This window comes from Nesterenkonia rhizosphaerae (assembly GCF_039544555.1).
GTDB lineage: Bacteria > Actinomycetota > Actinomycetes > Actinomycetales > Micrococcaceae > Nesterenkonia > Nesterenkonia rhizosphaerae.
Genome location: NZ_BAABLW010000007.1, coordinates 1,144,930 through 1,171,592 on the forward strand (window position 1 = coordinate 1,144,930; position 26,663 = coordinate 1,171,592).

The window sequence follows — 26,663 nt, forward strand, 5'->3', positions numbered from 1 at the left end:
ATCTGGTGAGCTTGGACTATGAGGGATTGAACCCTGATGAATGGTCCTGGTTCCACATACGGGGAACTCAAGCTGATGGTCAGCCCGCTTCACGAGGATGCAACTCCAATGCTGCGGGCTTTCTGGAGGACATCACCACAGATGGACCACAGAGAACACCGCGAGATGATTCACGAGTCGTCGCCTGGGGCACCAGCCTGGACGACCACCGCGCAGGACCGTGGGAGGGCAGCCTCGGAGCCTCCGCTGAGGGCCGCCCAGGAAGCTGGCATATCGTCTCGCTGCTTCTGGTCGCCAACGAGGACCTCACTCCTAACATGCGGGGCCATATCTGGCTGAGTACCGGCAGCCGCACAGTCTCTTCGACACCTGGAACTCCTGGTGTGGGGTGGACCGACAGCGTGACGGCGGCAGCTGAACTCGAAACCACTTGTGCTGCCAATGACGAGTCGACTACGGCTGGGGGAGCCTTCCTGTTTAATGAAGAGACCGGTGTGCTGAGGGGCTTCAACGGCACTCCTCCTTCGACTGTTATCGTGATCCCCTCGACTATCAATTGCGTGCCAGTAACTAGCATCCCTGGTCGAGCATTTGCAGAATCTAACCTGACGAACGTCATCATCCCTGATTCAGTGATGGCTATCGGATCCCAAGCGTTCACGGGAAACCCGTTAAGAACTGCTTCGGTTTCCTCTCACACAAGGTTTGACGCTAACGCATTCCCATCTGACACAAATGTCACTGTTCGTGATTAGTAGCTTAATAAAAGGCTCGCCGAAGCTGTGCGGCTTCAAAGAAGACGCGTGCATTGCAGGATCGAGATCCAGCAAGCGCTGCTGGTCCCCGGTGGGGTAAGCCTGATAGGTGTACCGCTTCCTCACATGAACGACTGCGGACGCAGTGCTAGCTGCCGAGGGCTGGTGCCACGGCAGGGCAGGTGGAGATTGACCCGCCATTTTCAAGAACCGATCGATGGGGCACAAATGAGGAACATAACCATGCCGGCTGGTGTAACACCCACATTAGGTGCCGAGCCGCTGACGGTGACCGGCAACGATGTCGCGGAAGCCTATCTTCAGGCTTACCCGTTCTTCGTTGCGTTTGCACTGGCTAGCGTGGCATTTTGTCTCATCGTCTGCGTCACCCAGATGATCAGCATCGCTCGGCACAGCCCAGACGGTGAGCCGCGCCCATCAGGGGGTGACCGGGGGAGCGGGTAAAGAACGGGGTGCAGTGCTGGCACCCGGCCACAGTCATCACTATGAGCAAAACAGGCGGCGGACGCGGCACCAATCAGTACAAGATTCAGGGCACCTCCCAGGTGAAGAAAGCAAGTAGTACCGCGGGGGAGTCTGCTGTTTCTCTCGGCGGCCCTGCCGTGTCGGCCCCCACATGGAGGGACGCAGAGAAGAGCGCCCGAGCGGACTACCTGGACTTGAAGCGCCGCTTCAACGAGGAGACTCCCGAGGGCTGGACTGCACGAGATGCTGCCGGCAACGGAGCGTTCGTTGACTTTGCCACCGCCGCGGACTCCATCGAGCTGAAGGGGCCTAGGGGAGTCGCCTATGAGATTAGGCAGCTGCATCGCAATCCCGCCTTCATCGAGGGCAAGGACACCCTTGAGGATTACGAGTCCGAGTTCAACACCACCGAGCCGGTGACCGAGTACTGGGTGGCCCAGAGTTCTGCCAGCCATTGGAAAGTGGGCAAAGGACCTGTCCAGGAGCAAACAGTGCCGAGCCCCGGAGAAGCCTTCAGTCTGGTGGCCTCAGACACCGAGGGTTTCACTATTACTGGAGGGCCATCCCCTGTGGAGCGCGAAGCTGCTTCTCGATGAGTGCGTGCTTATTGCGGCCGCAATAGACACACATGGCTCACACCCTGCTTTTAGGCACCCAGACACAAGATGCGGACACTGCTGATGAGGAGATTAGCTCCTTAGCCCGAGATGCGGTCGCCGGTGGTGACCAGCGGTGGGCGCGAGACCAGATCTACCTGACGTTGCTCTCCATGGGGTTACTGGACCGCCATGTCAGTGCCTTCAAGAAACGTTCCCGGTTCGCCTCCGACTGGCAGCTCGATCGCTTCCGCGCTGAAGCTGACCGCATACTGCACCACCTAGTGGTCACCTCCGGACGGCTGTCCCTGGAGATGATCGCCGCGGGAAGCTCAGGTGTGGCTGCCGCGGACTCTTATCTGCGGGCGAGTTTCGCCACCCTGGTGCGCAATACCGTGACCGCCACCCGTGACACCACAGCCCCTGGATCCGTCATCGAACGCTCACAGCGACCCGCACACGACTCATCCAACGAGCATCTCCTGCGAGTCATCGGGGACTGGGTAGCTGAGCGTACTCGCGGCGATATTCGTATCCGGCGCTTCCTGGACGCAGCCGCCTTGCGCCGGGGGTTCCAGCTGCCGGCACCCATCAGGCCTCACTGGTCTGACCGTCACCTGGTGGCCGATCAGGTGAGGGCCGACACCTCCCTGGCCCGGCGCTCAGCACTGGTCTTCGCGTCCCAGCTGCGCGGACGCGACTATGACCGCAGTGTGGATCCCCGACTGGTGTGCATCTGGGATGACTACACCCTCGATGACATCGATCAGGTTCTGGCCATGAGTGAGACCGCTGTCCATGCCCTTGCCATCTCCGCTGTTGATGACCGGGCGCGACTGTCCAACACTCAGCGAACCAGCTTCCGCCGGGAGGTCACCTCCCTGGCCAGTACCGAGGAGGAATCGCACAAGTTCGGCCACGCCGCGGACTGCTATCTGGCCGTGGAGTTCACCCACGAACCTCTGCGCAAGGCGTCCCACGACCTGGAGGCTCTGCTGGATGAGCGCAACAGTCTGCGCAAGCAAGCACCAGTGGCGTTCCTGGCAGTTGCCTATCCGGAGTCACCACTTGGCACCAGCATCGACGAAGTAGTCACCACACTGACCTCCATCGCCCTGGACTATATGGGCGAATACCGCACAGCCGCAGAACTTGATGAAGCAATCCGAGAGGGCGAGTAGACCACGATGAGCAAAGCCGCCACGAAGCGACGCCAGGACCAGGGCCAAGCCCCCTCCAAGACTGAAGTTGCCCGCTTCAATAAAACCAAGAAGAAGACCCCACCGCAGGCCCAGAAGTCGCGCCAGATCCTTCCGCCGTGGGCACTGCGTGTCCTGATCTCCGCAGGTCTACTGCTGGCCGCCAATATCGCTACGGGGCTGATCGTTATCCAGTTCCCCTACACCGTGGCCAACGTGCTTTGGCTGCCCTACTTCCTGATCTTTCTCGCCGCGGCCATCATTCATGCTCTTGCTCTAGCCTGGGCGCACATGCGGGGGACTGCCGCCAACGCCCGGAATCTGGCCATCCACTCTTGGCGGACAGTCATTCCGCCGGCGCTGATGCTCACCACGCTGGCCGAGGCAATGATCACCATGCTCTCTGTAGCCCTGGCCGCAGTATGGATCGCCGCTCTGGCTTGCACACCGCTGTGGCGCCGGAAGGACTAGGCGCCGGATCCGGCAGCCTTCGGCGGGTCAGGATCGTCCCTGAAGGTCTACCACCCACAGCTCAGCCTCAACCTGACGATCCTTCGCCGTGCCGTCGTACTGGTAGAGCCCGAAGATGAAGGGGCCGATGAATACAGTGTCGTCTTTCGCCTGGCCGGCCAGCCATGCATCTGCAAGAGCCTCAGAGCCGACGACGCTGGCGCGCAGCTGCTCGATGAGCTTTCCGGTGTCGCCGATAGCGTCCTCGCGGGCGGTGAAGCCTGGTCCGTAGTGGCTGGTGCGCTGCTGGGCGTCGACCATCACCCAGTTCCAATGGGGGATCATCTGGTCGCCCGCTGGACTCGCGCCTCATCGGCTGCGCGGCGGGCCTTTTTGGAAGCGCCCTCAGTGACAGCCCAGACTTTGACGTGGATGAGCCGCTGGCCGATCTGTCGCTGAATCTGGCCGATCGCCAAGCCCACCTCATTGCCCTGCAGGCTGTACTGGCGGGCTTCGTCGGCGGTGACATAGCTGGCCCGGATTTCATCCTGGGTCTGGAAGGTCTCAGCGACCAGGGCGCCGTCCTGAGAGACCAGCACGCCGGCGTTGCGGTCCTTGCCTTCGGCCTTGGCCTGTTCGGCCCAGGTGGCCAGGGCCTCGGCGTTGTCGGGGTTTCCGCCGGCGCGGGCGATCACATCACGGGCTCGTTCGGTGAAGTAAGGATGAGTCATGGGGTGTCCTCCTGAGGCTGTGGGCATGCCAATGCCCGGGGAAAGGTGACCCCGCGAGCGCGGGGAGCAGTTTCAGCCTGGTGTCACACAAGTAGCAACAACCGGCTCATCCCCGCTGGTGCGGGGCTCAGGAGCGGACCGGACGCAGTGCCGGGGCCTATGCTGAGCCTATCAGGCGTCGAGCAGGGCTGTGATGTAGGTGGATGCGCTGGGCTTGCTCATCGCTTGCACGCCCTCCAGGGTGGTGGGACCGTCATACCAGCAGCCCTGCTCGTGCCGGCCTTGGCCCAGCAGTCCCATAACAGTCTTGACCTGCTCGTCAGTGATCGGGTCAGCATCGGCCTGCTTGGTCGCGGCGTCTTTCAGGATAGCCACGGACCATGCCTGGGCCTGACTTTGGTCTCCCGCTCCTGTGCGACCTGTTCCTCAGTCAGGGAGTAGGCCCATTCGCAGATATCGTCCCAGGTGCCGGAAGGTCTGATGGTGGGGAACTTCTCTGCGATCTGCTCCGCGGTGTAGCCGTGGCGACGCACACGAATCTCCAGCTCCTCAATTGTGAGATAGTGACCGATCAGTTCCTGGTGTGCCTTGGTGATATTTTCCTGTGCCACGATCTGGGTTCCTTTACTGTCGATGGGTACCACGGACATAAGGCTGTCACTACGGACTGCGGCCGCAATGTGCATCATGAGCAATAGCCCCGCACCTCAACGCGCCACAGCGGCGCACACAACCCCCAAGGAGAACACCATGACCACACTCCCCGGAAACCCGCACGCCGCCTCCGCCAAGCAGGAGCTGAATCTTGCTGATCCGGAACTTTCCGAGGGTCTCCCGGAAGAGGAGTCTGCGGAGCGAGACATGGCGGCGAAACTAGCCCAGGCACACGCCACTCTCGCCCTGGCTTACGAGCAGCGCACCGCCAACCTGATTGCCGCCGTGGACCTTCTCCACACGTACGAGATGACCGCCGAGCCCAAGCGGACCAAGGCCATGCCGAACATGGAGCAGGAAATCCAAGGTCAGCTCCGTGCCCGCCTGGGCCTGACCGAAGGGGACGCCACGCCCCGCATCCCCCGGCAGGTGGACACCATTGCCGGACTGACCCCCGGATCAGTGGTGCGCGACCGCGACGGGGTAGTTCGAGAAGTTCACGCCGGGCACCTACACCTAAGGCTCACCGGGGTCAGCAGTGACGGCCTCCCCAAATTCCTGGCGCCGTTCACGGTGCTCTACGACGCACCCGAAGGAGACACCCATGGCAACGCTTGAACAGCTACAGGCCGAAGCTGCCGAGCTGTATCCGTACCCGAAGCGCGGATTCTTCGTGCAGGAGGAAGTAGACCGGGAACGCGCCGCTCACGTCCAGGCCAAGACCATCAGCGCGGATGAATACGCCGACGTGCTGCGCGATGTCCACCACGAGCTAGTGGAATGCTCCCGCGAGGGCCAGGTGGATATCGAAGTTCACGGCGACCCCGACCCATACGCGTCTGGAAGCGTGGAGGACCGTCTAGCCCGTGCCGTGATGGGGGTCCTTGGTGTCCACATACAGGAGGCTGACGATGACGACTCTTGAGCAGGTTAAAGCCGAAGCCGCTAAGCGGTACCCGCTGCATGAGGGCGGCGACTGTGCCTGCTACTGCTCAGGATGCAAGGAAAATCGCGTACGGCGCGAAACGTACATGCACACCAAGACCATCAGCGCCGAACAGGTAGACAAGGCGGCGAAGGCATCTTACGAGGAACGCACGGACACCTTGTGGGAAGCGGCAAGCGAGGAAGACCGACAGATCGAGCGCGAGGACATGCGTGTCGGGTTCCGTGCCGCCGGGTTCTACCTGGAGGAGTGATGTCGTGGACTCCAGCGCTCACCGCGAGCGAGAAGAAAAGTGCTCTGCGATCCTCGCTTCCGCCGAAGCTCGCTAAAGCGCAGATGCAACTCGACAAGCTGCCACCTAGTGCTGTCATCCTCGACCGCAACGACCACGCTTGGCAGCAAGGAAAGACCTATAACATCAGCGGGTTCGGCGACCCCTATTGGTACCGCGCCTACGGCGACGACAGTTGCGTCTCATCCTTCGAGCTCGCCCAGATCATCGACGGCGAGTTCACCGTCATCCACCCAGCACAGCGGGCCAACCATGACTGACCTGACTGAGCAGCTCAAAGCGGAGCGCCAGATCATCGGAGTCTCGCCCATCGAGGTGAGTCCAGAGGCATACGAGATCACTTTCTCCGACGGGCAGCGAATCACCGCTGATGCGAATCATCAGTGGGTTGTCACCGGCGGGCCCAAGCTGAACCTGAAGGCTATCGAGGCCTGCCTGCTGTGGGGCAAGGCACCCGAGCGGATTGATCCGCAGTCGGTAGTCACGGTTCTGCACAGTCTCGGGGAGAACCTCGCTGACTGGATTGTCAGCACGGAGGCGCTGCGCCACACCCTGAATATGGTCGATGTCCATCTCGACAATGAGGGCCTCTACAACAGCGAGGCGCTGCGCCGGGGGATCATCGAGCGCGCCCGGCAGATCTCCGTCGGCACGCCGAATCTCCTGGACGATGAGTGCGTGCTCTCCACCGGAGAGATGCTCGCCCTGATGCAGGACAGTCGACACAAGGGCTTTGGTCTGCGCCGCGACCCGGGGGAATAGATGCCGAGGACAGTCAAGACACCGACCCGGTGTCAGCGGTGCGGAAGGTTCCGCCGGCAGGAAGACTGCGTCCGCAGTTTCCACGGAGACCCCGGGGATCCCCACGCCGACGAGGTCACCGAGTGCCGCAGGTGCATAGCCCCAGCCGACCGCGCGCTTCACAGACTCGCCACGCCCTAGAGCGCCTTCACACCCGGTGCCTGCCAGGCGCGGCCGCAATGTGCGGCATGGCAACACTTGAGCGGGTTGAGACCCTGAGCTTGAAGAGACTGGCTGATGCCGGCGGCGAGATCGTGCGCATTCACCTTAAGCGTGAGCCGCAGGCACCGAAGTTCTACGTCGCCGAGGTCAGAGCACAACTACCCAACGGCCAGGCGGTAGAGGTTAAGCGCCACACGCTCAACATCTACGAGGTCCAGCAGCACGATCTGCTGAAGAACTTCATTGACTGGGCGCGCGTGGAGGGTGTCTCACCGAAGAAGGTCGGACTGCTCAACGCCCACGTTTTCCACTGCAACGACGCAGAACCACTCTTCGACCTCCAGGACCGGGCCGCATGAACGAGACTCCCGCATCATCGACATCGTCCCACTGCCGCCCGAGTGAGAGCGCGGCCGCAGTTGCCAGCATGACACTGGATGGCATCAAGACGATCCTTATCGAGACCTTGACGAGCGACACCGGCCCAGGCTCAGACCTGGACGACGGCAGCCTCGTTGAAGACCAGCTACCCATAGAAGGGCCGGGAGCCCTGGACCTGGGGCATCTTGCGACGGATGTCCAGGCGCTCATCGAAAAAGCGACAGCAGATCTTCAAGCCCAACTGGGTGCAGTGCAGGCGGCGCTGGCCGGCATTGAGTCCGATGCGCATCACGAGGCCGAGCACCAGGAGGACTACGCTCAGGGTCTGGCCGACGCAGCAAAGCGCGTCCGCGGTGCACTCGAAGAGGTCAGCGCATGAGCGAGCCTGGACCCGTGAAGTGGCCGCGTCTCATAGAGACCGAAGAGGAAGAGGTCGCCAGGCTTGCCCGGTTCCCGCAGGGGTCAACGTGGCACGAGCTATCAAAACTGCCCGTCCTGATCAATGAACCCGAGGTCCGCCACCTCCTCATCGAACTTCCCGTAGCAAACAGTGATGGCCACAGGATGGTAGTAGTCCCCACAGTGGGCAGTCGAGCAACCCCAGTGGAGGGTGAAGAGAACAAGCTCCAGCGATACGGCACACATTGGGAGTGCGCCATCGTGGCATCCGACCATCCGCGTTACCCCGTTCAGGGTTATAGAATCTCGGTTCCTGAGGCGCAGCTGCGGCGGGGTCGCAGACTGAGCATCTGAGTCACCCAGTAGGACTACCCGACACTCTCTGACTGGGGTGGTGGTCATGCGGCCGCAGTTATCAGCATGAAGCTCAAAGACCTCAAAGCCGAAGCCAGCGAAAAGTACGCACTCGGCGAGCGAGTGCAGGCCAACCTGATCGCTCATCGTCAGCGTGCCGCCCACGTCGAGAAGGGGACCGTTAGCGCCGAGCAGCTGGAGACAGCGGCCATGGCCAACTTCACTGGATCCCCCACAGTGACGTTCGCCGATCTGGAAGCCTGGGAATCACTCACCGAGGCTGTCCGCAAAACATGGCGTGAACGCACAGGTGCGACACTCAACGCAGCTGGTTTCTACGTTGACAGGAGCCAGCGCTGACGGGCCAGCAAGAGACGACCAAAGCCGCGCTGCTTGAGGCCCTCACGAGCACAGCGGAGGCCAGAGTCGATCTCAACTCCGTCTACCGCCAGGGCGGGGAGAAGTACGTCAGCGATGGGATGCTGAGCCTGAATCACCTGGCCTCAGACATGCAGAGTCTGTTTGAGAGCGCTGAGGCTGAGCGAGAGCAACTCCGGGTGCAGCTTGAAGCCGTTCGCGCCGTGCACCGACCGATTGAGGCGAAGCGGGCTGGCGCGATCTGTGCGGCGTGCTCAACGAAACACGGCGAGTACCCAGACTTCCGGTACTTTCCAGTTGTCACTTACCCGTGCGAAACCATTCTGATTATGGAAGAGGCAGCTGCAGACACGGAGACAGTGGACACAGAGTAGTCATGCGGCCGCAGTGCACACTACGGAGTTAGACGAACTCAAAGCCGAAGCCGCCGAGAAGGCGCTTGTTGCCTTTCCTGAGCGAATGTACTTCCCCCAGCCGCCGCTATGGATTCGAGGACGGCTACATCCAGGCCAAGACCATCAGCTCCGGACGGGTGGAGGACGCGGCGAGAGCAGACTACGAGTGGTCCCTCCGTGACCCGTGTGCACCCCTTGGTCCACCGTGGGTAGTCCTTGGAGAGGAAGAGAAACGGCCTTTCCTCGATGCAGCACGACGAATGTTCCAAGCCGCAGGGCTCTACGTGGAGGACGAGTCAGCACCAGAGTCCCCCGAAAACGAGAAGAGGCAGTCATGACAACTGAAGACTTCGATGAGATCAGGTCCGGCTGGGGGATTGTCTGTGACGCAGTCCTTCACGGAGAGGCACAAGGGTTCCCAGAGTTCGCGGAGTGGTACCGCGAAGCGAAGCGTATGCACACGACCATCACCACCGAGAAGCTGACCCACGCGGCGAAGACCGCATACGAGTCCCTGAGGCCAGAACAAGACCGGCTCGAATGGGACCAGACTGATGAGGTCACCCGTCAGTCATACCTGGACGCCCAACGGACGGCCTTCACCTTCGTGGGCTTCCACGTCGAACAACCTGACGACCACAGCGGCCTTCCCGAGGAACTCCCTACTCACCAGACAGAAGGGTGGATCCACGAATTAAGCCAACGCCAGGCAATCATCGGACAGGTGCTAATTCCCGAAGCAAGAGCCAATCAGGGCGCAATGATGCCTCAGTCCGATTCGTTGGCCTTGGCTCTGGAACTCTGTTACACGGCTCTGGCGATGAAACCGGACCACCGGCGCGCGGGCTTGATCGTCGCCGACAGGTTTGCCTCCAGGATGGGACTGGACCCCAACCAGGTAGCTGCTTTTGCCCAGCACAGGATCAATGAAGAGATCGCGAAATGACCGACCTCACCGAGCAGTTAGAAGCCGAACACCAGATCATCACTGCTGCCGCGCTTGACGGCACTTTAGTGGCCGAACCTCTGCGAGCCCTCCGTGACGGAGAGTTGCACATCGTCGATGCCTACGAAGTCATCAACGAGCGAGGATCGGAGGACTGGGAGCACGTGGCGACCTTCAAGAACAAGCAATCGGCGGACTTGTTCATTCACGCCCACACCGCACTGTCGGTGCGCAACGCGCAGATTCAGGCCGCACTGGAGGGGTGCATCAAGCTCACTTTGTTGGGCATGGAGGGCAGCGACTTTGACAAAGGGGTCGCCTTCGCCGTGGACACTATCCGCCGGGCCCTCGAAAATGCTGGGAAATGATGCCCCGGAATGAGTGAACAGCACACACCGAGCACGAAGGGGATCCAGGAGACCTATGTGCTTCACGAGAGTGACTGTGCCCTCGGCCACACAGGCCCCAGCGGACATGACACCACGGAGGAGGAGGCCCTGGCCGACTTCCGCCGCTGGTACGACAAGGAGATAGCCGCCGCTGAACGACGCGGCGCCATCAGTGCTTTGCGTGATGCTGCCCAGCAGGTCTTCACCATGTACGGCGGCGGATCCGCCACAGGTGTCTTTCTCGACGAGACTGCCGATCGGCTTGAACAGCAGGAGGCTGACCCCGACCAGGAAGTACTCGAAGAGTTCTTCTCCGAGCCAATGTCGATCTCCTTTGACCCGAATCGCACAGCATCACAGGCGCGGCCGCAATCTGCACCATGAGCACAGAACAGGCCCAGGCCACCGCCAACCAGGCCGAGGCACCCGCAGAGGAAACCAGACAGGAGTACCAGGATCAGGCCTGGTACTCCACCGAGGGCTGGGCGCAGGTACCGTGTGCCCTCTCGGATGCACTGCACCGCCACGGACAGCCCGAGGAACACCCGGGCGCTCTGCGGATCTTCTCCACCATCACTGACCCGGACGGCATGCACGGATCCGCGGTGATCTACACCGAATGGGGGGTGAGGGTCAACGGGGTCGACACCCCTCTCCTGCGCGAATACCGGTGGCCGCAGGAGCCTGAACGTGACTGTGAGCACTGGGTCAACACCACCCAGAACATCGCCGAGCACCTGGTGGCTGCAGATGATTGAGCCACGCGATGCCCTACTGTCCAAGGTCGAGTCCGTGCTCACTGACTACGGAGTGGACGGGGAAGCTGTCACAGACGCGGCTGAGGCGATCATCGACGCATTGGGCGTACGCAACATCAGCCGCAGTGTGGCCCGCATGAGCACCCCTGAGCGCCGAGAACTCCACAACGTCCCCATCATCGTCTTCACCGGCGTATGCGAGGAGCCCACCGATGAGCCGGCCAACGCCCATCAGGCTGGCCCAGCTGAGGAAGAACCCTCGCCCGTCCCTGTGACAGCAGAGGACATCCGCAACTCAGCACCCGGCAGCACCTGGGCTCACATTGGTATTCCCGATGCACTTGAATGGGATGGAAAGCGGCTTCGCTCACAGCTGTATCACGACAGGTTGGGTGAGGCGGATTACCTGGTCCACGTTGACCCAGAGCCCGGCAAGTGGTTTCGCTCCGACGCAGCCCCGATTGGTGACTACTCCAAGACGGAGGCGGGCCAGAAGCCGTCAGATACCCACGGAGGAAGCCATGCTGAGTCGTGAGAAAACCCATCCCGATAGCCCCGGTGAGCTGCAGCGACGGGTGGTGGAGAGGCTCGACGAGATGCTGGTCAAGGTGAGCATGCGCCGCGGTGTGCTCTGGCCACGTCCCCGTGTCCCACAACTTGTCTATCAGCTTCAGGGCCGTGGGCGCGTGGGCGAGCGACTGCTGGTGCGCGTCGATGAGGTCAGCGGTCCGCAGGACGAGGTTCAGCACTACGACCTCGCCTGGCGCTTTGAGACCCGTTGCGCAGATGAGTGGAAGGCATCCGCTCACCACAACACAGTCTCTGACGGACACGACTGGATCACCATGCCATACCGCTGGACCACCCGTGAGGACTCTCCAGACATGGTGCCAGTGGGACCGGGATGGGAGGAAGGGGCCTTCGCCGAGTTTGCCGACTCCGTCAGGAGCTGGCTGAGTCTGCACGGACCCAACCCCGAGGACTCAGAAGCGGGGGAAGTGCCGGGTGAGATCGGGCGCGTGTACACCACCTACGACGGACGGAGCCAGTGATGGCTGAGACTTTGAGGGCCAAGCTGCACCGTGTGATCGGTGGTTCCCTGTGCAGGGCACGGGGCAGGCACAGGCTGTCACTGGCCGAGCACGTGTGGTACGAGCCGACGTGGGTCTCACACGAAGCGCCCATAGACGGACATCCGGGGAGGGTGGCTGGCCTGCCGATGATGGTGCAGCGGCGAGCTCGACGTCCGGTATGCCGAACATGCTGGCAGATGCCCGGCGATTAGGGCGCGAGACGACGTGCACCGTGCGGCCGCAGTAGTCACCATGACGCTTGAATACGAGAACGCCCGCCCATTGGTGGACCCTGACCAGGTGATCGCAAGCGTCCAACACCTGGTCGCTACTGTGCGAGACCTCGAAGCCGAGAACGAGCGACTTCAGCGTCGCTGCAAGCTCTACGAGGATCAGGAGCTCGGTGTCGCCTCTGAGTGTTGCGACGCGACGTTCTTCCCGCCCCGCGTGGTCACTGTCGACGAACTCCGCGAAGGACAGCTGATCTGCATTCACCGGGGTCTCGGTTGGGGCCTTCGGGCTATCGGCACCTTCGTAAAACGCGAGGGCGACGTCGTCACCATCAAAGCCGGCGGCTCAGGGACGTTCTCCGAGAATGTCAAAAACCACACCCTTGTCCTACTGGCTGACGTGCCGGAGCCGCAGCGTCACGCCGAGGCTGATGACCAGGTCAGCACTGCTGAGCAGCGCACCCGAGCGAAAACCAACACATGAGCGCCCGGTCACGACTGGATGGCACCGCGCGTGCACGCCAGATGATCCGCTACAGACCCCAACCTTAGATGGAGGAGTAACCCATGAGCACGGTGGAGATTGTGGAGCAGGCCGGCTTGTGGAACTACGTCTGGATGGCCTTGCTCATCCAGAGTCTCGCTGTGGTGGCCGGATTCATCCTGGGCTGGGGGATCAATCGAACGGTCCATCAAGTCCACAAGGCAGGCAAGTGAGCAAGGAGGAGCGATGAGGCAGCCCATCTCCTGCGCGGACATCATCGCGCCCCTTGTGGTAGTGGGGCTGCTCATCGCCTGGCTGGCCGAGCTGGTCACCGGGACTGCTGCACTGGCCGCTGGGGCAGCCCTGATCGTCATCTGGTTCATGCTCTTCGTCTGGGGCAGCCTCTGGAGGATCGCCGCTGGGCTGAACCGTGTGATTGCCCAGAACCAGCGGCTCGAAGAAGAGATGTCCAGAATCACTGAGCAGAACGCGAGACTGACAGCTCTGATCACGCAAGGGAGGGGAGCCGATGATGGATAGGAGCGCTGGGGACTTAATCCGTGCCTTCGAGGAGCGGGGGCTCCGCGCGGCACGCGCTCATCGCCCCGACTCCCAGAGCATCCCGGAGGAGATTCGGGAGAAGCTCGGCCATAGGGTGCTGAAGGGTAAAGAGGGGAGTCGTGACCGAGACGATGCCCGTCCGAGCCAGGCAAGGATGACCCGCTCATGAACACCGGCACCATTCTCAAGGCCCACCGGTGACTGATGACCCTCCTGGTCGGGGTACTCTCTGTCGTCGGGCTCGTCACTGCCCACCACATCGGGATGCTCGGTGAGCTCCTGATCTTCGGGGCCGTCGTCTCGGTCGCACTGTGCATAATGTTCTTCGTTCTGAATCTCAGCAGCGCCCGCCGTGTCCGGCCCCTCCGGTACCTGGCGATGCTCCTGGCGGGGACCCTGGTTTTCAGTTGGAATGCGATGGCGTTCCACCACTGGCAGACGTACCTGGCCGTAACGTTCATCATCCTGGCCCTGGCACTCGTACCGCCGGCGACGCGGACTGCCCGCTGGCTCACCGTCAGGTTCGATGTGCTCCGGGTCCTCGACTCAGGCGGTCAATCGTCGGATTAAGAAGGCGAAATCATGACCGGTCTGCTCAGGAGCGGCCGCAGTAGTGCTCATGACACTTGAAGAAGAGAGCCTCGCGGATCTGATCCTCCGACACCCGAACACGTTCATCATGGGCAGCCCCGAGTCAGGCACAACGGCGGTGCTGGCTGAGACCGCACGACGAGCCAGCAGCGCAGGCCACCATGTCGTGTTCTTCTCCGCTGATAGTTCAAGGTCTGCAGGGATTGATACCGGGGACGCGATTGTCCTGGCCGATGAGACAGAGACGCTGGAGTGGTGGGTTCAGATGTGCTCCCCTAAGGACCTGATGACGGGCACGAAGGCACCGCTGTACGTGATCGTCGAAGATCTCACTTCCCTTATCTGCCCGGCATCCCCCGAAGAGTCCGAGGCAGATCACCAACAGGAGGGAAGCGAGGAAGCAAGACGCGGCCAGCTGCGAGAGGTCCTCCACCAGCTGCTGGTAGAGGAGGATGTGAAGCTCGTTGTGTCAGCCTCTGATTTGACCCACTCCGCTGTGCATCCTTTTTTGAAGGCAAGCTGCCGGATTCACCTGACCCCAGCGCCGGCGCTGCATCAGCAGATGCTTTTCGGGCACGCACCTTTCAGCACGAACGATCCGCCAGGGGAGTACGCGATCGTGGCCGAGGCTGATGACTGGGCGCGCATGGTGAAGCCGAAGATCGGGTCTGCTGCCGACGTCGGGCACGTTCCCAGCCACGAGGAACTCCTTCAGGCCTACACTGCTCATCGTAGGGTCAGCAGCGGGTTCGCCATTGGGCACGAGGAGGCCGCCGAGGAGTTTCACCGTGGAATCAGTGTGCTGCGGTCCTCTGCCAAGGTGGGCGGGAGTTTCTGATGCGCCGCGACGCGATATCTGACTCCAATGGCGGAAAGGTGGAGGTCTCCCTCTCCAGCGCCGCAGTAGAGTCGTGCATGTGGATCTGGTCCTCCGGCGGCGGAGTTCCTGCCACCGGGGGAGTCAATGACGGCAACATCCACCTGAACGTGGAGCAGGCGACGTGGCTGCGCGACAAGCTCAACGAGTTCATCAACGGCGCCGAGACACCTCTGGTGCAGCCCCCCGAGAACCCCTCAGCGCCCGCCGGGCCAGCAGAAGAGATCCTGCAGTCTCTGCTGGATGCTTACGAGAGCTACGGGGCGGGCGACCCGGACGTCACCCCCGCACAGCACACAGCTGCGGGTGTGTTTCGGGACATTGTCGAGGCAGCACTCGGGCGCAGAGGCTCCGGGCGGCTTTTAAGGTGATGGCACCAGTAAATACCCGATATGACGCTGGGGGTGTGACTACTTTCAGAAACGATCGTTACCGTTCCGGCTCAGGCGAACGTTGACGATGAGAAAAGGAGAGCGATCCCGACCCCTAGACACACGAAATGTCGTGCGATATTTTGAGCGCAATCTGGGATCTGCTGCCGGAGCCGCTTTCGGTCCTTCAGAAGGGGAAGAATGTCACGCAAACTCAGAAGAAAGACGTATCTTGGCGGTGCTTTTTGTGCGCTCGCCCTCAGTTTTCTCGTGAGTGGGCCAGCGCACGCAGCGGAACCTGCTGCGCCAACACCCGACAGCGAACCCAACCGAATTATCTATGTTGACGGCCCCTCGCCCAAACCTGACAACTCGGCCAGGGTGATTCAGTCGGACAGCAACGCCACAGTTACGGTGACCGAGCCAGAAGACCTACCTGTGGTTCCAGAGCCGGGCGAGACAGTGCGTATCATCTACACGGACGCAGTCACCGAGATCACGACGGACCCCGTGGTCGACTCCGTCGGCGCAAGGGCTGGCGCCTGCACGAAGTCGATAACGGCCAATACGCCCTGGAAGTCCTCGACGCAAGCACGTGCCTCAGGAAGCGGAACGATCAGCCGCGGCTGCGGATACGGCTCGACTCTCCGCGTTCATCTCTACGGTGGAGGAGTGCATAGAGGGGATACTAGCTTTAGCGTTCCGAACAACGGATCGACTTTCTCGACCGGGTTCGGCAGGACTTGCTCAAACTCGAACTCCACGTCTCACTACGTCCTCTCGACGTGGAGCTCGGGAGGTTCCGCGATGAGTGGCACTAGGACACTTGCTTGCGGGTACGGCTTCTGGGAGTGGTGATAATACGCAGCAGGCGGATCGCTTGATCAATTGCTAGGGAGGTACTCTCATCACGATGAGAAGAGCAGGACGGTTTGACATAACCATCGGCGCGCTGGCAGGGGTCGTTGCCTTCTACCTGCTCAGTCTTTCGTCCGCCTTTTGGGCGGCGAGACTGGACCCTTCGTACCTTTCTTGGTCCGTGATCTTGAGTGTAGGAGCGAGTGTCATTCTGGGAATCGCGACCACGCGACGGACGACACTGCTCGCTGCGATTGCCACTGTGATGATCGTTCTAGTCGCAGTGGGACTGCTTTTGGGGTCCGCGATGGATGACTGGGCCCTCCCGCTTCCCTTCGACTTCGGAGCACTTTTGCAGCATGGCGGTCGCAGCCCACTTGTGATCGGTGCTTGCGTGGTCGTCGGCGTTGCGAGTTTGACAAGGGCGATCAGCTCTCTAGTAGACAATTCCGGGTCACTCTCGCGTGATGAGCGACGTGAGGCGGACTCGTCGCGACAATAGCTCATCGTTTCCGGCCCGGTGTCGGCGACTCGACGTACGGTCGCCGTTGTGGTGCAGCATTGCCCCCATGTCTCGGGTGCAGGCCGGCGTCGAGCCGAGCACCTGGTACGTGTTCGACCGCAGCCGGCACAGCGCGATCATCCGGCTCGTCGAGGCCCGCGGACGCCGACTGATCCGGTCGGTGACCTACGATCCCGACCCGGATCAGCGGCAGCTCATCGGCTACTTCCCCGACAACTCGATGCAGCTCGCGGACGAGTGCATGTGGTCGGAGTACGTGCGGGCTACGGGGCCGCCGACGAGTAGCCGTTAGTAGAAGGTCTTGGTTCTCGGTGCGTCTTCCGTCCGAGGCGTTCGTTGGCGGACGTCGCGTAGATCGCGATGCGGTCTGCGTATGTGCGATCACGCTCGGGCAAGACGAGTGTGCGCAGCGCCTTCCCTCGTCCCGTGCCGGAGTGGGCGGCGATGGAGTCATTCTTCTCACTGCTGCAGAACAACGTCCTGGATCGCGAGATCTGGGGCACCCGCCATGAGCTGCGAATGAAGATCGCCACCTGGATCGAGCGGACCTACCGCCGAAGGAGGAAACGGAAAGAGTTGGGGAGAATGACTCCGGTGCAGTTTGAAGCTCACCTATTGGAGCAGGCCGTCACTCTGGCGGCCTAAGAATGTACTGTCACCTGTTCCTGCATCAGCCCCATCGTCCAGGCAGCGCTCGGGCGCTGAGGCCCACTTTCACTCGTACCGAGCCTTGACTCGTCGGCTTGAATCACGAGACAGCCGGTTATCAATGTCGTTGAACGGGTCCGTGCCGGCCAGTTCTTCACCGAAATCAAAACCCAGTTGGCATCTGCCAACCGTTGATCAGTGCACGCATCACGTCTCTTCATCAGGACCAGGCGTTTCCCGACGTTTTCTGGCAGCCGCGATTGCCTGAGTTTCCCCTCATCGTTCATGCACATGGGAGCACTCGATGTCTCACCCAGCAGTTGAACGGAGAGTTGAAGCCCATGACCACCGCCCCCGAGGCACTTAGCACCACTGATGATCAGGCCCACATCCGCCGCCGCCACATCGGCACACGCCCCGGCGCCGGACTGCTGATGACCGATGATGCCCTCGACTACGCTTCCGCAGCGGAGGCCGTTGATGAGGCTGGCCTGGGGGAGGACTTCCACTCGGTCTCACCCATGTTGCTCGTTCCGGTGCCGACTTTCACTCACCGTACACAGGTCGCTGAGGTGGAGCCGCGGTTCTGGGCTTCTCCTCTGATGTGGCTGCCTGAGTCCCTCCGACCTGGCGCAGATAACCTCAGTGACCTCCAGGCGCTGCGCATCGGCTGGGAGCTGGTTCGTGCCGGCCTCTACGATCCCACCGAGGGATTCCTGGATATGCCCTTCACCGTGGGGGTCGATGTCGAGACTCCCGAGGGTGCCGCCCGGATCCGCGCGTGGGCCGAGGGCAACGCAGACGCCCAGCTGGATTCTATTGACCTCACCGCGTGGCTGCACCGGCCCGAGGGACATGACGACAACTGGTCGCTGCAGCTGGCTCAGGAGACACTGAGCTCTGCACGAGCGAGTGTGTGGGCATCGTCCTCCCAGTCCCTCCTGGCTCATCTGTCGGCCATCCGTGAGGAACTTAGCGACGATGCTGAGCAGTTCACCCAGGGTGTCTCCACTGTCCTGGGCCTGTCCATCTTCTTGCTCTCGGGCATCGAGTATCAGCAGCGCGACACTGCCGAGTACTTGGAGGATCTGTGGAAGCGCCTCGATGATCCGGCAGTCTCGACTGTGGGGATCGTCCAGCGCGAGGTGGTTAAGCCCCTGGAGGAGATGCTGGACTTCATTCACCAGCACACCTTCCAGGCGTTGGTCGGTTTCGAGCAGCTGCTCAGTGAGCTTTTCGGAGATGATCAGTGATGGCCCGGCGCTCAGTATCTGATGTCGGTGGTTTCGCCGACGGCCTGGACGACGATCCGCCGCCGCGCCGGTCGCGAGCGCGTGAGGACGATTATGGCCAGCGTCCTCGACCGCGGGATGAGTATCAGGAGCGCCCCAGACGCAGTCTCCGGGACGACGATGACCCTTTTGCTGATCCGGATGAGTTCTCCGCGCCACGGAACCGCCGGCAGCCGAGTCAGCCGCAGCGTCGTGAAGACCTGGACTCATCCCGCACCGGGCGGATCGCCGAACCCGCGGGCACCTACCCCGATGATGATCTGCAATCCATCGACATTGAATCCATCAAGCGCCAGCCAGCGAAGAAGGGTCTGACACTGCCAAGTGTTCCCCGCAAGTTCGTACTAGGGGCCGTGGCAGCAGTGGTGGTCCTCATTGTGCTGGTGGTGGGCGTGGGCGTCCTAGGTGGGGATGAGGAGTCTCCAGAATCCCCGGCCCCCATTGAGGCTGCCCCCTCCGAGGAGCCTGCCGCCGAGGGTGCGACCCCTGAACCCTCTGTCGATATTGATCTGGGGTCCATGAGTAAGGGCGAGCTGCACCAGCTTGCTGCTGACGTGATTGAGGAGCTTGCGAGCCGATGAATACTGGAGAAACTCAGAAGAAGCCGATGCGGCGCCGTCGTATTGCTGCAGTTGTGGCGGCGCTGGCGGTCCTGGGAGTCAGTGTCACGCCCACCGTCGCTTCCTGGTCTGATGAGGCATCAACCGGCGGGGACTTCCAGACCGGGCAGTTCGATCTGGAGGTCCGGGTGGGTAACACCGGTGAGTGGACTCCGGCATCTGATGGTCAGGTGCAGCTGCCCTTTGATTCCCTGACTGAGGGTGTGTGGGCACCAGGTGACCAGGAGACAGTGGACCTCCAGATTCGACTCTCCGAGGACACTACGCACCCTGGTGTGCTCAGCAAGGTCGAACTGGAGTCGCAGAACGCCCTGGGTATCACGTGGACCCTGGGGGCAGGCCATCCCGCGTCCACGGGTGTTTTACCGGTGGTGTCTGGTCGCAGTGGCGTGGGCGGCCCAACTCTGGAATCCCGAGCCTTCACTGACATCACCTATGTAGACATGGGCGATCCTGAGATGGCCGGAGAGGTGCTCCTAAGCCCGGGCGAACCGCTTGATCTGCGCCTGAGCTTCTCTGCTGATGAGGATCTGGAGATGGATGCGCAGTCGGACGCCACATGGACCTTCCTCGTGGAACTGGAGAACTAAACGGCAGTCTCACATTGTGAGACTCCTCGTGATATTCTGAGCCTGCATGGTCGGGGTGGTGCCCGGAAATGCCTCCACGCGTGGTCCATCCGCGTCTGGTGTGACGGTGATTGATTCACAGAACCCCCGGTGCCCCTCCCGGGGGTTCTGTGCTGTGCGGCCGCAGTGTTGTTCATGAAGAAGCTCGCACCCACCGCACTGCTGACACTGGGTCTGATGATGTTGGCCGCCCCCGCTGAGGCTCAGGCAGAAACCGCACTCGATGTGCTGGACCGCCTGACGGTGGCTGAGGATCACTATTGCACCGAGTATTCCGCCGAGGTGCGCAAGGACCTCTACGCACCACGCGGCTGGGTGGATGCTAATGACTCCGGGCATGACACCCGGGATGACATCCTGATCCGCGACCTGGAGGACGTGTCCTTCCGCGAGAGCGACGGAGCTGTGGAGTACGGACAGACCATCGACCCCTACTCGGGAGAGCAGATGGAGCACGTACTGGGTGAGTCCCAGGTGGACATCGAGCATGTGGTCGCCATCGGCCAGGCCCACCGCAACGGCGCATGTGCCTGGGACACCGAAACTCAGCAGGCCTTCTACCAGGACCAGGAGAACCTCCTGGCAGTCTCCGCGAGCGAGAACCGCTCGAAGTCCGACCGGGACATCACCGAGTACCTGCCCTCGAACCAGGGCGCATACTGCGACTTCGCCGGCACCATCATCTTTGTCAAAGACAAGTGGGAACTCAGCGTAAACCCCGCCGAGCGCGATGAGCTGCAGCGAGTGCTCAGCACCCCTGAATGTGAGGGCCAGACCGCTGTGCCAGCAGTGTCCATGACCGGCTCGGAGGCTGTACCCGTAGATATTCAGATCACCGCCGAGGACATCTCCGAGGACCCCGAGAACCCTGAAGCACCTGAGCTGCAGTGGTGGCACGCACCCCTGCTCCTGGTGGGTATTGTCCTGGGCGCTGTAGTGAGGGCACGACTGAAGACGGAAAAGCGCGCCTGATCGTCTTCTAGCGAAGCCGACATCCGCACATGGGATGGGATGTCGGCATTTCTCCGCGCGCGAAAGGCGACAGATGACCTCCTCCACGAGAACCCCTGATCGAATCCTCGTCCTATGCCAGAAACTTGAAGACGAGGGGCTGACCCCAGACCATCGTCGCGCTACTGAGGTCGTCTCGACCTACAACAATCAGGAATGGCTCGCCGCTGGCAACAAGGTCAGCGTTAAAGGCGACGGGGGCCTCATCGCCGAGGTGCCCAGTCGGCAGACTGCCCGGCATATCGCCCAGCACAGCCCCCAAGCCAGCCTGCGAACCCTGGAGGCCAAAACAGCCATCGTGCGCGCCGTGCGTGAGGCCATCACCACCGCGAACCCTGAGGCAGCCAAAGCGTTAGCTGATGCTTTCGCCGCGGTGCTGCGCGAGTATGCATACCGTCTGGGCATCGGTGAGGACGTCATTGAGCGCGCTCATCAGTTCCTGGGATCCCCGGAGTCCGCCGAGGAGCCAGGGACCGTCTATCTCATCCCCGCACCGCAGGAACAGGCGACGCCCGTCGACCAGGAACGCCTAGTGTATGGGAGCACCCACGGTGTACCCGTGCGTCTCTTCGGACGGGACATGGGGGCCTACACCGCTCACCGACTCCAGTTCGGGGAGGCTGGCGGGGGAGTGGTGATCTTCGGTCGCCACCAGGATCGCCTTGCTTTCGTGCGTCACTATCGCTCTGCGGTCGGGGAGACCCTCTGGGAGCTGCCCCGCGGACTGATGGAGCCCGGCGAGAGCCCCGAGCAAGCAGCAGCACGGGAGTTCACGGAGGAGACCGGGCACAGTCTCAGCCGCACGATGGTGATCTCTGAACACTACGCCGACACCGCGATCTACCCTGCCCGGTCCACCGTGGTCTATGGGGTCGCCTCAGCGGAAGCTCAGACCCGAACAGACGAAGAAGCGCAGGAAGTTCACTGGCTCGATGCCACGGCGATCGGACGGCTCCTGGCTGCCGGAGAGATTCGCGACGGGCACACTCTCGCAGCCCTGACGCACTATTTCATGCGCTAGGCGGTCGCGTTCGTTAAAAGCGGTCCCAGACGCACATGGGAGGGGTCTTCGAATCACCCGCACGTTGAACGGAGACCCGATGTACCTCAGTCAGCAGCAGTCGATCTCAGAGGAGCTGAGCTCCGGTGGATTCCGGAACGCATATTACGAGTCGCTGCACCCGGTCCTCACCACCCAGCCCGAGCTGACCCGAACCATCACCGTCATAGGCGTCATCCTCCTGACCATCCAGCTGTGCACCATCGCCTGGTCGTACCGCAACGGCGTCGGAGGCATGAAGCTCATCCTGCCCCTGGTCGGCGGCAGCATCCTGGCGCTGCTGCTCATCGTCCCCACCTTCACCATTCCCCTCGTCCTAGGACTCATCGACGGAGTCATCCGATTCCTCGCGGCCATCGTAGGGCTCTAAGGAGAACACCATGACTGAAGAAAAAGAGCAGGTCCAAGCATGGATGGACGGAGTCGGCGGCAAAGTGCTGCTGGTGATCTCCGGCATCTTCGTCATCGGCTTCATCGTGATGAGCTTCCGCTAACAGGAAAGGTCCCCGATGCCCACCCAGCGGATGAACCGCTCCATTGCCGCAAAGGTGACCGGAGTGGTCATCACCAGCGCCCTACTGCTGGGTGGGCTCACCCCCGGCGCCCAGGCGAGCACCCACCAGCAGCCGCCTGCAGAGTCAGAGTCGGGGATCACCACTGCTGACGACGGCTCATCTGAACCCCGGACAGTCATACGCGAGGGCGGCAGGAAGCCACTGGAGTTCCGCCCGGAACTGCCTGTCCTGAACCCAGGTGCCTGCGTCAGTCAGCGAGTCCCCTGGGCACTGCTCACCGACCACAAGGGTCTCCAGCACTGGGCAGAGTTCGATTCCAGGCAGCCCACCCGCGCGCACTTCCCGGACTTCGAGATGACCTATCCGGGCGGGGACATCACCCTGACCCTCTTCGAGAAGGAAGCCGATCCGGATTACTGCTTCGACGATTACCCACCCCACCCCAGTGAACTGACCGAGATCTCCACCGAGCACATCAGGGTCGAGTGGGAGAAGCCGGAGATCATCGACGTCAGCTACACCGATGCCGGCGGAAACCAGCCCGTCCCAGTTGTCACTGCCTCCCCGGGCTGGAAAGACTTCCACCGCTCCGAGGAGCTTGGCGGAATGAGCTTCTTCACTGTCAGGGATCTCGGCACCGAGTACGAGGACATCACCTGGCGGCGCGGACGCTGCACCCCAATCACTGGGCAGCCGCACAAGTGCACTCTCAATGTGAGCATCCCCAATGATGAGGTCCTGATGCTCACAGCGCTGCCAGAGGACGACTGGTACGAGGACAGCTACGGGTGGATCGTGCAGAACTCTCTCAGCACCTACTTTTGGGCCGATGATTTCGGCGGAAGTCGCGATCTGCCATCTCTCACAAAAGCCGGTCCCACAAAAAGCGCACGCTGTAATCGCATCTGCACTGGCGACCCCATCGACACCTTCACCGGCACATTCTTTGAGAACCAGACGGACCTCAGTGTTCCCGGACGCATCGGCATTGATGTCACCAGGCACTACTCCGTAGGCACCCTGGACGCCACAGGGGCTTTGGGTAAGGGCTGGTCCCTGAACTATGACATGCACATCGACATGGACTATCGGTGGGACCAGATGGCCGTGGTCGAACCCAACGGCAACATCACGCCCTTCGACGCCTGGGACTACGAACCCATGTCACCGACCATCCAGGCAGACCTGGTGGAGACCAGTCGGGGCTGGGAGTTCCGCCGCTGGAACGAGCGGCACACCTACATCTTCAACACCTCAGGCAGGCTGACTGCCATCCGGGATGAGAACAGCAATGAGGTCACTCTCACCTACCGCAACGGTCGAGTCTCCCGTGTCACCGAAGGGCCTCGACACGTGGACTTCGCGTGGCAAAACAACCTCCTGCGCTCAGTCACCGATCACACCGGTCGTACGGTCACCTACGACTACACCCGGGGCAATCAGCTTCAAACCCGGACCACACCTGACGGGCGGAAGTCTCACTACCAGTACGACGGCGCTGGCCGGGTCACTGAGATGACCTTCGAGGATGGCAGTACCGCCACCAACGTCTACGACGCTCAGAACCGCATCACCAAGCAGACCCTGCCTTCTGGTCAAGTGATCGAGCTCAACTACGGGCGCGCTACCAATAACGGGTGCCGGGTCGTCAACACTGAGACCAGCGGTTCGGTGGTGAAAACCTACACCTACATCGACGGTCGAATCTCCGAGTTCACCAATAGCGCCAACCCGGAAGAGAACTTCAAGCGGATCTACAACCGGCTGGGCGCACCCATCATTGAGGAGTCCTTCAACGGACAGCCTCAGCGCCGACTGAACACCTACGACGAGGCCGGCAATCTGATCCGCACCGAGGAGGCGCACACCGGCGCGGTCGAGACGTTCGAATACAACCGGCAGCGGAAGATCACCCTGCACCAGGATCCCGCATGGGTACGCACACGCACCGCCTATGATTCGCGCGGGAACATCCGTCAGATCACTGTCACACCGACGGATCGAGCAGCTGCACGCATCAGCCGGTTCACTCACAATCAGCATGGCGATGTCCTCACTGCAACCAACCCTCGCGGCGGGACTGAGACCATGACTTACACCGCCGCCGGGGACCTGCTCAGCATCAGCACGGGCAGCGGTGAGCAGACCACCCTGAGCTATGACACCCTGGGCCGGGTCACCAGCGAATCCCACCCGGACGGCGCGAGCACCCAGTACACCTACGATCAGGCTGGAAACGTCACCGAGGTCACCGATCACACGGGTACGACGCGATACGAATACGACCCGCTGGGCCAGCCGGTGTCCATCACTGACCCTCGCGGGAAGACCAAGACCGCGGAGTACGACGGCGCTGGCAATCAGGTGAGGGTTACTGAGCCCGATGGGTCCGTGGAGCGCTTCACCTACGACTCCGCCACGGGAAATCGAACCTCCTGGACGGACCCGCGGGGCCTGACCACGAACTACCGACACCAGCCCTGGCGGGTGACCACTATCGGTCCAGACGGCGTGGAGTCCACCACGGAACAGGTCGTCCAGGGCTCCACCGTTCAGACCAGAGTCATCAACGACGACTACCCCGACGGCGCAGTGGTCTCTACAACAGATGGCCGCACCTCCACCACCTTCGCCGCGGGCGACGGTCACGCCACCAATCAGGTCACCCGGAACACTGCAGGCCAGGTCACCACCGAGACCCTGCCGGACGGCTCAACAGTGACCTTCCGGTACAACGGATTCGGAGAGCTGATCTCCCAGACTGGCCAGGATCGAAGCATCGGCTACGAGTACGACAGCCTGGGCAACATCACTCGGATCACCTACCCCGACGGCACCAGCGTCACCCGCACCTTTGATGAGAATGGGCGACTGAGTCGCATCACCGACTGGAACGGCGACACCTACACCTACGGCTACAACGAGGCCGGCCAGAACACCACCATGGCCTCCAGCAGTGGCGTAGGTTACCGTCAGGACTTCGACGGCCCGCAGATCACCTCCAAGACATGGACGCACGGCTCACAGGTGCTCGGCAGCTTCCAGAACACCTACACCGACGGCGGACTACTCAGCTCCCAGACCAAGCACGACAAGGTCCGCGACTACGCCTGGGACGATCGCGGCTGGCTCGCCGAGGCAGGCAACGAGCCCGTCCACTGGGAGGGCCGCACCCTCGCAGCCTTCGACGGCAAGACCCTGATCCACGATGCCTTCGGCAGGCTCGCAGGGCTCACCCATAACGGAGCCACCACCGAGTACGCCTACGATTCACAGGGCAACCGCACTGCCGCCGGCACAGACACTTACGGCTGGAACGCAGTCGGCCAGCTCACCAGCTTCAACGACACCAGCTACAGCTACGGGGCCATCGGGATCCGCACCGCCGTCGGCGACAACGCCCAGGTCTATGATCAAGGCCTCAAGCTGCTCTCCGATGGTGCAACCAAATACCTGTGGGGACCATCCGGCGAACTGCTGGACCAGGCTGAGCTTGGCGACGGGAAGTCTACCCAGCAGGCCATCACCGACACCATGGGCACCGTTTACTCCGTCGTCGCCGGCGGCCAGGTCATCGCAGAATACGACTACGGCACCTTCGGCGAACGCGAGCTGGTCTCCGGCACCGACGCCACCAGCATTGGCTACACCTCCGAGCAGCACGACGACTCCGGACTCATCTACCTCCGCTACCGCTACTACGACCCCACAGCCGGACAATTCATCAGCGTCGACCCACTCGTAGCAGCCACCCTGGACCCCTACGGCTACGCCAGCGGCAACCCCCTGCAGATGCTCGACCCACTGGGACTGTTCAGCCTGGGTGAAGTCGGTGACTGGGTCTGGGAAAATTCGGGCAACATCTCCGCGGGTCTTTCTTTGGCTGCGTTCGCCCTGGCATCAACTGGGGTAGGGGCTCCCGTGGGCATGGTTCTGGGTGCTGGTGCAGTCGGATTTGGTGGCCTTTCAGCAGCGCGCAGTGTCTCTGAGGGCAACTATGTAGATGCAGCTCTCGACCTCGTCGGTTTCGGCTTGGGAGCGGGTGCAATTAGAGCCACAATGAGAGTGCCGACAGCGCGACAGCAGGTCATCAATAGCGGTGCACCGTACACGCGGCGTGATATTCGCAATGCTGAAGACCGTTTCAGAAAGAAAGCGTTCTCCTACGAGGTCGGCGGCCTGTCTCTGCTAAGCACGCACTTGGGGTGTTAACGATGATGCACAGAGTTCCTGGCCGGCCATCAAGGA

38 protein-coding genes and 1 pseudogene are annotated in these 26,663 nt (G+C 61.8%); 35 read left to right on the forward strand and 4 right to left on the reverse strand.

What is annotated here, in order from left to right; genetic code table 11:
* The first annotated feature begins 317 nt into the window (after positions 1–317).
* The 4 genes from ABEA23_RS14280 (at position 318) to ABEA23_RS10965 (ending at position 3,507) form a co-directional block, all read left to right on the forward strand.
* Positions 318–755 carry a leucine-rich repeat protein gene (locus tag ABEA23_RS14280; protein WP_425577213.1) on the forward strand — a complete coding sequence of 146 codons (438 nt, stop codon included), beginning with the start codon at positions 318–320 and terminating at the stop codon, positions 753–755.
* A gap of 506 nt (positions 756–1,261) precedes the next feature.
* Positions 1,262–1,837, forward strand: a complete 576-nt coding sequence (locus tag ABEA23_RS10955; protein ID WP_345478047.1) for a hypothetical protein — start codon at positions 1,262–1,264, stop codon at positions 1,835–1,837.
* A 32-nt stretch (positions 1,838–1,869) separates the two neighbouring features.
* The gene (locus ABEA23_RS10960) at positions 1,870–3,018 is read left to right on the forward strand and encodes a hypothetical protein (RefSeq protein WP_345478048.1); all 1,149 of its coding nucleotides are present in this window, start codon (positions 1,870–1,872) and stop codon (positions 3,016–3,018) included.
* Positions 3,019–3,024: 6 nt separating this feature from the next.
* Positions 3,025–3,507, forward strand: coding sequence for a hypothetical protein (locus ABEA23_RS10965; protein ID WP_345478049.1), 483 nt, complete (start codon positions 3,025–3,027; stop codon positions 3,505–3,507).
* A 27-nt stretch (positions 3,508–3,534) separates the two neighbouring features.
* Here the strand turns inward: ABEA23_RS10965 and ABEA23_RS10970 are convergent, their stop codons facing one another.
* From ABEA23_RS10970 to ABEA23_RS10985, 4 genes are all read right to left on the reverse strand, one after another.
* Positions 3,535–3,831: a hypothetical protein gene (locus ABEA23_RS10970; RefSeq protein ID WP_345478050.1), complete on the reverse strand. Its 297-nt coding sequence runs from the start codon at positions 3,829–3,831 to the stop codon at positions 3,535–3,537.
* Complete coding sequence (locus ABEA23_RS10975; protein ID WP_345478051.1) at positions 3,828–4,217, reverse strand: hypothetical protein; 390 nt, start codon at positions 4,215–4,217, stop codon at positions 3,828–3,830. Before ABEA23_RS10975 ends, ABEA23_RS10970 begins: the two co-directional genes overlap by 4 nt.
* A gap of 171 nt (positions 4,218–4,388) precedes the next feature.
* Positions 4,389–4,592, reverse strand: coding sequence for a hypothetical protein (locus tag ABEA23_RS10980; protein ID WP_345478052.1), 204 nt, complete (start codon positions 4,590–4,592; stop codon positions 4,389–4,391).
* The gene (locus tag ABEA23_RS10985) at positions 4,580–4,828 is read right to left on the reverse strand and encodes a hypothetical protein (protein WP_345478053.1); all 249 of its coding nucleotides are present in this window, start codon (positions 4,826–4,828) and stop codon (positions 4,580–4,582) included. Before ABEA23_RS10985 ends, ABEA23_RS10980 begins: the two co-directional genes overlap by 13 nt.
* A 139-nt stretch (positions 4,829–4,967) precedes the next feature.
* Here ABEA23_RS10985 and ABEA23_RS10990 point away from each other — a divergent pair, with 139 nt between their 5' ends.
* From ABEA23_RS10990 to ABEA23_RS11140, 31 genes and pseudogenes are all read left to right on the forward strand, one after another.
* A complete protein-coding gene (locus ABEA23_RS10990) occupies positions 4,968–5,489 on the forward strand; it encodes a hypothetical protein (protein ID WP_345478054.1) in 522 nt (173 codons plus the stop codon).
* Positions 5,476–5,796, forward strand: a complete 321-nt coding sequence (locus ABEA23_RS10995) for a hypothetical protein (protein WP_345478055.1) — start codon at positions 5,476–5,478, stop codon at positions 5,794–5,796. Before ABEA23_RS10990 ends, ABEA23_RS10995 begins: the two co-directional genes overlap by 14 nt.
* On the forward strand, positions 5,783–6,070 hold the full coding sequence (locus tag ABEA23_RS11000; protein ID WP_345478056.1) for a hypothetical protein: 288 nt from the start codon (positions 5,783–5,785) through the stop codon (positions 6,068–6,070). The genes ABEA23_RS10995 and ABEA23_RS11000 overlap by 14 nt, the downstream gene beginning before the upstream one ends.
* Complete coding sequence (locus ABEA23_RS11005; RefSeq protein WP_345478057.1) at positions 6,070–6,369, forward strand: hypothetical protein; 300 nt, start codon at positions 6,070–6,072, stop codon at positions 6,367–6,369. The genes ABEA23_RS11000 and ABEA23_RS11005 overlap by 1 nt, the downstream gene beginning before the upstream one ends.
* Positions 6,362–6,871: a hypothetical protein gene (locus ABEA23_RS11010; RefSeq protein ID WP_345478058.1), complete on the forward strand. Its 510-nt coding sequence runs from the start codon at positions 6,362–6,364 to the stop codon at positions 6,869–6,871. The genes ABEA23_RS11005 and ABEA23_RS11010 overlap by 8 nt, the downstream gene beginning before the upstream one ends.
* Before the next feature lie 227 nt (positions 6,872–7,098).
* The gene (locus ABEA23_RS11015) at positions 7,099–7,431 is read left to right on the forward strand and encodes a hypothetical protein (RefSeq protein ID WP_345478059.1); all 333 of its coding nucleotides are present in this window, start codon (positions 7,099–7,101) and stop codon (positions 7,429–7,431) included.
* Between the two features lie 68 nt (positions 7,432–7,499).
* Positions 7,500–7,832, forward strand: a complete 333-nt coding sequence (locus tag ABEA23_RS11020) for a hypothetical protein (protein WP_345478061.1) — start codon at positions 7,500–7,502, stop codon at positions 7,830–7,832.
* Entirely contained in the window at positions 7,829–8,206 is a 378-nt protein-coding gene (locus ABEA23_RS11025) for a hypothetical protein (RefSeq protein WP_345478062.1), read from the forward strand. Before ABEA23_RS11020 ends, ABEA23_RS11025 begins: the two co-directional genes overlap by 4 nt.
* A gap of 66 nt (positions 8,207–8,272) precedes the next feature.
* Positions 8,273–8,566 carry a hypothetical protein gene (locus ABEA23_RS11030; RefSeq protein WP_345478063.1) on the forward strand — a complete coding sequence of 98 codons (294 nt, stop codon included), beginning with the start codon at positions 8,273–8,275 and terminating at the stop codon, positions 8,564–8,566.
* A 460-nt stretch (positions 8,567–9,026) separates the two neighbouring features.
* A complete protein-coding gene (locus tag ABEA23_RS11035; protein ID WP_345478064.1) occupies positions 9,027–9,317 on the forward strand; it encodes a hypothetical protein in 291 nt (96 codons plus the stop codon).
* Positions 9,314–9,925 (forward strand): hypothetical protein, encoded by a 612-nt coding sequence (locus ABEA23_RS11040; RefSeq protein ID WP_345478065.1) that lies wholly within the window; start codon positions 9,314–9,316, stop codon positions 9,923–9,925. The genes ABEA23_RS11035 and ABEA23_RS11040 overlap by 4 nt, the downstream gene beginning before the upstream one ends.
* Positions 9,922–10,293, forward strand: coding sequence for a hypothetical protein (locus tag ABEA23_RS11045; protein ID WP_345478066.1), 372 nt, complete (start codon positions 9,922–9,924; stop codon positions 10,291–10,293). Before ABEA23_RS11040 ends, ABEA23_RS11045 begins: the two co-directional genes overlap by 4 nt.
* 9 nt (positions 10,294–10,302) lie before the next feature.
* The gene (locus ABEA23_RS11050; RefSeq protein WP_345478067.1) at positions 10,303–10,698 is read left to right on the forward strand and encodes a hypothetical protein; all 396 of its coding nucleotides are present in this window, start codon (positions 10,303–10,305) and stop codon (positions 10,696–10,698) included.
* Complete coding sequence (locus ABEA23_RS11055; protein WP_345478068.1) at positions 10,695–11,072, forward strand: hypothetical protein; 378 nt, start codon at positions 10,695–10,697, stop codon at positions 11,070–11,072. Before ABEA23_RS11050 ends, ABEA23_RS11055 begins: the two co-directional genes overlap by 4 nt.
* Entirely contained in the window at positions 11,065–11,607 is a 543-nt protein-coding gene (locus ABEA23_RS11060; RefSeq protein WP_345478069.1) for a hypothetical protein, read from the forward strand. Before ABEA23_RS11055 ends, ABEA23_RS11060 begins: the two co-directional genes overlap by 8 nt.
* Positions 11,594–12,124: a hypothetical protein gene (locus tag ABEA23_RS11065; RefSeq protein ID WP_345478070.1), complete on the forward strand. Its 531-nt coding sequence runs from the start codon at positions 11,594–11,596 to the stop codon at positions 12,122–12,124. Before ABEA23_RS11060 ends, ABEA23_RS11065 begins: the two co-directional genes overlap by 14 nt.
* A gap of 273 nt (positions 12,125–12,397) precedes the next feature.
* A complete protein-coding gene (locus ABEA23_RS11070) occupies positions 12,398–12,859 on the forward strand; it encodes a hypothetical protein (protein ID WP_345478071.1) in 462 nt (153 codons plus the stop codon).
* Between the two features lie 83 nt (positions 12,860–12,942).
* Entirely contained in the window at positions 12,943–13,092 is a 150-nt protein-coding gene (locus ABEA23_RS11075; RefSeq protein ID WP_345478072.1) for a hypothetical protein, read from the forward strand.
* Between the two features lie 13 nt (positions 13,093–13,105).
* Complete coding sequence (locus ABEA23_RS11080) at positions 13,106–13,399, forward strand: hypothetical protein (protein WP_345478073.1); 294 nt, start codon at positions 13,106–13,108, stop codon at positions 13,397–13,399.
* Positions 13,400–13,624: 225 nt separating this feature from the next.
* A complete protein-coding gene (locus ABEA23_RS11085; RefSeq protein ID WP_345478074.1) occupies positions 13,625–13,990 on the forward strand; it encodes a hypothetical protein in 366 nt (121 codons plus the stop codon).
* Between the two features lie 49 nt (positions 13,991–14,039).
* Entirely contained in the window at positions 14,040–14,849 is an 810-nt protein-coding gene (locus tag ABEA23_RS11090; RefSeq protein WP_345478075.1) for a hypothetical protein, read from the forward strand.
* Positions 14,849–15,259, forward strand: a complete 411-nt coding sequence (locus ABEA23_RS11095; protein WP_345478076.1) for a hypothetical protein — start codon at positions 14,849–14,851, stop codon at positions 15,257–15,259. Before ABEA23_RS11090 ends, ABEA23_RS11095 begins: the two co-directional genes overlap by 1 nt.
* Before the next feature lie 1,427 nt (positions 15,260–16,686).
* Entirely contained in the window at positions 16,687–16,932 is a 246-nt protein-coding gene (locus ABEA23_RS11100) for a hypothetical protein (protein WP_345478077.1), read from the forward strand.
* A 146-nt stretch (positions 16,933–17,078) separates the two neighbouring features.
* Positions 17,079–17,285 (forward strand): annotated as a pseudogene (locus ABEA23_RS11105) (IS3 family transposase); the annotation flags it as partial.
* 344 nt (positions 17,286–17,629) lie between these two features.
* A complete protein-coding gene (locus ABEA23_RS11110) occupies positions 17,630–18,541 on the forward strand; it encodes a hypothetical protein (RefSeq protein WP_345478078.1) in 912 nt (303 codons plus the stop codon).
* Entirely contained in the window at positions 18,541–19,161 is a 621-nt protein-coding gene (locus ABEA23_RS11115; protein WP_345478079.1) for a hypothetical protein, read from the forward strand. Before ABEA23_RS11110 ends, ABEA23_RS11115 begins: the two co-directional genes overlap by 1 nt.
* Positions 19,158–19,790 (forward strand): SipW-dependent-type signal peptide-containing protein, encoded by a 633-nt coding sequence (locus ABEA23_RS11120; RefSeq protein ID WP_345478080.1) that lies wholly within the window; start codon positions 19,158–19,160, stop codon positions 19,788–19,790. Before ABEA23_RS11115 ends, ABEA23_RS11120 begins: the two co-directional genes overlap by 4 nt.
* Positions 19,791–19,964: 174 nt before the next feature.
* On the forward strand, positions 19,965–20,801 hold the full coding sequence (locus ABEA23_RS11125) for a GmrSD restriction endonuclease domain-containing protein (RefSeq protein ID WP_345478081.1): 837 nt from the start codon (positions 19,965–19,967) through the stop codon (positions 20,799–20,801).
* A gap of 73 nt (positions 20,802–20,874) precedes the next feature.
* Entirely contained in the window at positions 20,875–21,861 is a 987-nt protein-coding gene (locus tag ABEA23_RS11130) for an NUDIX hydrolase (RefSeq protein ID WP_345478082.1), read from the forward strand.
* 79 nt (positions 21,862–21,940) lie between these two features.
* The gene (locus ABEA23_RS11135; RefSeq protein ID WP_345478083.1) at positions 21,941–22,270 is read left to right on the forward strand and encodes a hypothetical protein; all 330 of its coding nucleotides are present in this window, start codon (positions 21,941–21,943) and stop codon (positions 22,268–22,270) included.
* A 139-nt stretch (positions 22,271–22,409) separates the two neighbouring features.
* Positions 22,410–26,627: an RHS repeat-associated core domain-containing protein gene (locus tag ABEA23_RS11140; protein ID WP_345478084.1), complete on the forward strand. Its 4,218-nt coding sequence runs from the start codon at positions 22,410–22,412 to the stop codon at positions 26,625–26,627.
* Positions 26,628–26,663: the final 36 nt, after the last annotated feature.